This is a genomic window from Pseudomonas sp. D2002, assembly GCF_013385735.1.
Classification (GTDB): Bacteria; Pseudomonadota; Gammaproteobacteria; order Pseudomonadales; family Pseudomonadaceae; genus Aquipseudomonas.
In genome coordinates, this window is the sequence record NZ_JACAPL010000016.1 from 1 (window position 1) to 5,469 (window position 5,469).

Genomic DNA, 5,469 nt, shown 5'->3' on the forward strand with positions numbered 1-5,469 from the left:
TAGAGCGGTGTTGTTTGGCTCTATTAACGTTTCGATCTTCTCGGTCGAAAGCGGAGAAAAAGAGGTGTTGACAGCAGCGTGTAACGCTGTAGAATTCGCCTCCCGCTAACGAGAGATCGGAAGCGCAAGTGGTTGAAGTTGTTGAAGAAATCTTCGAAAACTTCTGAAAATAATCACTTGACAGCAAATGAGGCTGCTGTAGAATGCGCGCCTCGGTTGAGACGAAAGATCTTAACCAACCGCTCTTTAACAACTGAATCAAGCAATTCGTGTGGGTGCTTGTGGAGTCAGACTGATAGTCAACAAGATTATCAGCATCACAAGTTACTCCGCGAGAAATCAAAGATGTAACCAACGATTGCTGAGCCAAGTTTAGGGTTTCTTAAAAACCCAAAGATGTTTGAACTGAAGAGTTTGATCATGGCTCAGATTGAACGCTGGCGGCAGGCCTAACACATGCAAGTCGAGCGGTAGAGAGAAGCTTGCTTCTCTTGAGAGCGGCGGACGGGTGAGTAATGCCTAGGAATCTGCCTGGTAGTGGGGGATAACGTTCGGAAACGGACGCTAATACCGCATACGTCCTACGGGAGAAAGCAGGGGACCTTCGGGCCTTGCGCTATCAGATGAGCCTAGGTCGGATTAGCTAGTTGGTGAGGTAATGGCTCACCAAGGCGACGATCCGTAACTGGTCTGAGAGGATGATCAGTCACACTGGAACTGAGACACGGTCCAGACTCCTACGGGAGGCAGCAGTGGGGAATATTGGACAATGGGCGAAAGCCTGATCCAGCCATGCCGCGTGTGTGAAGAAGGTCTTCGGATTGTAAAGCACTTTAAGTTGGGAGGAAGGGCAGTTACCTAATACGTGATTGTTTTGACGTTACCGACAGAATAAGCACCGGCTAACTCTGTGCCAGCAGCCGCGGTAATACAGAGGGTGCAAGCGTTAATCGGAATTACTGGGCGTAAAGCGCGCGTAGGTGGTTTGTTAAGTTGGATGTGAAATCCCCGGGCTCAACCTGGGAACTGCATTCAAAACTGACTGACTAGAGTATGGTAGAGGGTGGTGGAATTTCCTGTGTAGCGGTGAAATGCGTAGATATAGGAAGGAACACCAGTGGCGAAGGCGACCACCTGGACTAATACTGACACTGAGGTGCGAAAGCGTGGGGAGCAAACAGGATTAGATACCCTGGTAGTCCACGCCGTAAACGATGTCAACTAGCCGTTGGAAGCCTTGAGCTTTTAGTGGCGCAGCTAACGCATTAAGTTGACCGCCTGGGGAGTACGGCCGCAAGGTTAAAACTCAAATGAATTGACGGGGGCCCGCACAAGCGGTGGAGCATGTGGTTTAATTCGAAGCAACGCGAAGAACCTTACCAGGCCTTGACATCCAATGAACTTTCTAGAGATAGATTGGTGCCTTCGGGAACATTGAGACAGGTGCTGCATGGCTGTCGTCAGCTCGTGTCGTGAGATGTTGGGTTAAGTCCCGTAACGAGCGCAACCCTTGTCCTTAGTTACCAGCACGTCATGGTGGGCACTCTAAGGAGACTGCCGGTGACAAACCGGAGGAAGGTGGGGATGACGTCAAGTCATCATGGCCCTTACGGCCTGGGCTACACACGTGCTACAATGGTCGGTACAGAGGGTTGCCAAGCCGCGAGGTGGAGCTAATCCCATAAAACCGATCGTAGTCCGGATCGCAGTCTGCAACTCGACTGCGTGAAGTCGGAATCGCTAGTAATCGCGAATCAGAATGTCGCGGTGAATACGTTCCCGGGCCTTGTACACACCGCCCGTCACACCATGGGAGTGGGTTGCACCAGAAGTAGCTAGTCTAACCTTCGGGAGGACGGTTACCACGGTGTGATTCATGACTGGGGTGAAGTCGTAACAAGGTAGCCGTAGGGGAACCTGCGGCTGGATCACCTCCTTAATCGACGACATCAGCTGCTCCATAAGTTCCCACACGAATTGCTTGATTCATTGAAGAAGACGATAAGAAGCAGCCCGAAATTGGGTCTGTAGCTCAGTTGGTTAGAGCGCACCCCTGATAAGGGTGAGGTCGGCAGTTCGAATCTGCCCAGACCCACCAATTTTGTGTGGGAAACGCCTGTAGAAATACGGGGCCATAGCTCAGCTGGGAGAGCGCCTGCCTTGCACGCAGGAGGTCAACGGTTCGATCCCGTTTGGCTCCACCACTACTGCTTCTGAAAGTTTTGAAAGCTTAGAAATGAGCATTCCATCAGGTTGATGGTGAATGTTGATTTCTAGTCTTTGATTAGATCGTTCTTTAAAAATTTGGGTATGTGATAGAAAGATAGACTGAACGTTACTTTCACTGGTAACGGATCAGGCTAAGGTAAAATTTGTGAGTTCTCTTAATTGAGAAATTCGAATTTTCGGCGAATGTTGTCTTCACAGTATAACCAGATTGCTTGGGGTTATATGGTCAAGTGAAGAAGCGCATACGGTGGATGCCTTGGCAGTCAGAGGCGATGAAAGACGTGGTAGCCTGCGAAAAGCTTCGGGGAGTCGGCAAACAGACTTTGATCCGGAGATGTCTGAATGGGGGAACCCAGCCATCATAAGATGGTTACCTTACACTGAATACATAGGTGTAAGGGGCGAACCAGGGGAACTGAAACATCTAAGTACCCTGAGGAAAAGAAATCAACCGAGATTCCCTTAGTAGTGGCGAGCGAACGGGGACTAGCCCTTAAGTGGCTTTGAGATTAGCGGAACGCTCTGGAAAGTGCGGCCATAGTGGGTGATAGCCCTGTACGCGAAAATCTCTTAGTCATGAAATCGAGTAGGACGGAGCACGAGAAACTTTGTCTGAATATGGGGGGACCATCCTCCAAGGCTAAATACTACTGACTGACCGATAGTGAACTAGTACCGTGAGGGAAAGGCGAAAAGAACCCCGGAGAGGGGAGTGAAATAGATCCTGAAACCGTATGCGTACAAGCAGTGGGAGCAGACTTTGTTCTGTGACTGCGTACCTTTTGTATAATGGGTCAGCGACTTATTTTCAGTGGCGAGCTTAACCGAATAGGGGAGGCGTAGCGAAAGCGAGTCTTAATAGGGCGTCTAGTCGCTGGGAATAGACCCGAAACCGGGCGATCTATCCATGGGCAGGTTGAAGGTTGGGTAACACTAACTGGAGGACCGAACCGACTACCGTTGAAAAGTTAGCGGATGACCTGTGGATCGGAGTGAAAGGCTAATCAAGCTCGGAGATAGCTGGTTCTCCTCGAAAGCTATTTAGGTAGCGCCTCATGTATCACTGTAGGGGGTAGAGCACTGTTTCGGCTAGGGGGTCATCCCGACTTACCAAACCGATGCAAACTCCGAATACCTACAAGTGCCGAGCATGGGAGACACACGGCGGGTGCTAACGTCCGTCGTGAAAAGGGAAACAACCCAGACCGTCAGCTAAGGTCCCAAAGTTATGGTTAAGTGGGAAACGATGTGGGAAGGCTTAGACAGCTAGGAGGTTGGCTTAGAAGCAGCCACCCTTTAAAGAAAGCGTAATAGCTCACTAGTCGAGTCGGCCTGCGCGGAAGATGTAACGGGGCTCAAACCATACACCGAAGCTACGGGTATCACGTAAGTGATGCGGTAGAGGAGCGTTCTGTAAGCCTGTGAAGGTGAGTTGAGAAGCTTGCTGGAGGTATCAGAAGTGCGAATGCTGACATGAGTAACGACAATGGGTGTGAAAAACACCCACGCCGAAAGACCAAGGTTTCCTGCGCAACGTTAATCGACGCAGGGTTAGTCGGTCCCTAAGGCGAGGCTGAAAAGCGTAGTCGATGGAAAACAGGTTAATATTCCTGTACTTCTGGTTATTGCGATGGAGGGACGGAGAAGGCTAGGCCAGCTTGGCGTTGGTTGTCCAAGTTTAAGGTGGTAGGCTGGAATCTTAGGTAAATCCGGGATTCTAAGGCCGAGAGCTGATGACGAGTTAACTTTTAGTTAACGAAGTGGTTGATGCCATGCTTCCAAGAAAAGCTTCTAAGCTTCAGGTAACCAGGAACCGTACCCCAAACCGACACAGGTGGTTGGGTAGAGAATACCAAGGCGCTTGAGAGAACTCGGGTGAAGGAACTAGGCAAAATGGCACCGTAACTTCGGGAGAAGGTGCGCCGGTGAGGGTGAAGGACTTGCTCCGTAAGCTCATGCCGGTCGAAGATACCAGGCCGCTGCGACTGTTTATTAAAAACACAGCACTCTGCAAACACGAAAGTGGACGTATAGGGTGTGACGCCTGCCCGGTGCCGGAAGGTTAATTGATGGGGTTAGCTAACGCGAAGCTCTTGATCGAAGCCCCGGTAAACGGCGGCCGTAACTATAACGGTCCTAAGGTAGCGAAATTCCTTGTCGGGTAAGTTCCGACCTGCACGAATGGCGTAACGATGGCGGCGCTGTCTCCACCCGAGACTCAGTGAAATTGAAATCGCTGTGAAGATGCAGTGTATCCGCGGCTAGACGGAAAGACCCCGTGAACCTTTACTATAGCTTTGCACTGGACTTTGAATTTGCTTGTGTAGGATAGGTGGGAGGCTTTGAAGCGTGGACGCCAGTCTGCGTGGAGCCAACCTTGAAATACCACCCTGGCAACTTTGAGGTTCTAACTCAGGTCCGTTATCCGGATCGAGGACAGTGTATGGTGGGTAGTTTGACTGGGGCGGTCTCCTCCTAAAGAGTAACGGAGGAGTACGAAGGTGCGCTCAGACCGGTCGGAAATCGGTCGTAGAGTATAAAGGCAAAAGCGCGCTTGACTGCGAGACAGACACGTCGAGCAGGTACGAAAGTAGGTCTTAGTGATCCGGTGGTTCTGTATGGAAGGGCCATCGCTCAACGGATAAAAGGTACTCCGGGGATAACAGGCTGATACCGCCCAAGAGTTCATATCGACGGCGGTGTTTGGCACCTCGATGTCGGCTCATCACATCCTGGGGCTGAAGCCGGTCCCAAGGGTATGGCTGTTCGCCATTTAAAGTGGTACGCGAGCTGGGTTTAGAACGTCGTGAGACAGTTCGGTCCCTATCTGCCGTGGACGTTTGAGATTTGAGAGGGGCTGCTCCTAGTACGAGAGGACCGGAGTGGACGAACCTCTGGTGTTCCGGTTGTCACGCCAGTGGCATTGCCGGGTAGCTATGTTCGGAATAGATAACCGCTGAAAGCATCTAAGCGGGAAACTAGCCTCAAGATGAGATCTCACTGGAACCTTGAGTTCCCTGAAGGGCCGTCGAAGACTACGACGTTGATAGGTTGGGTGTGTAAGCGCTGTGAGGCGTTGAGCTAACCAATACTAATTGCCCGTGAGGCTTGACCATATAACACCCAAGCAATTTGAGTCGAAAGGCCAGATTGCGGTGTGTGAAGACGAAATGAACCGAAAGTTCGACGCTCACAAAACACCGAAAGCTATCACATACCCAATTTGCTGAAGCGAGACCA

At 50.9% G+C, this 5,469-nt stretch carries 2 tRNA genes and 2 rRNA genes; all 4 read left to right on the forward strand.

The features are described from left to right. The first annotated feature begins 402 nt into the window (after positions 1 to 402). The 4 genes from HX783_RS26495 to HX783_RS26510 all read left to right on the forward strand — a co-directional run bounded on the left by HX783_RS26495 (position 403) and on the right by HX783_RS26510 (position 5,345). Positions 403 to 1,939, forward strand: a 16S ribosomal RNA gene (locus HX783_RS26495). Between the two features lie 82 nt (positions 1,940 to 2,021). Continuing rightward, a tRNA-Ile gene (locus tag HX783_RS26500) sits at positions 2,022 to 2,098 on the forward strand. Positions 2,099 to 2,128: 30 nt separating this feature from the next. Further along, positions 2,129 to 2,204, forward strand: a tRNA-Ala gene (locus tag HX783_RS26505). Positions 2,205 to 2,453: 249 nt separating this feature from the next. Next, positions 2,454 to 5,345, forward strand: a 23S ribosomal RNA gene (locus HX783_RS26510). The 16S and 23S rRNA genes sit together here with 2 tRNA genes alongside, the layout of an rRNA operon. Positions 5,346 to 5,469 lie beyond the last annotated feature (124 nt).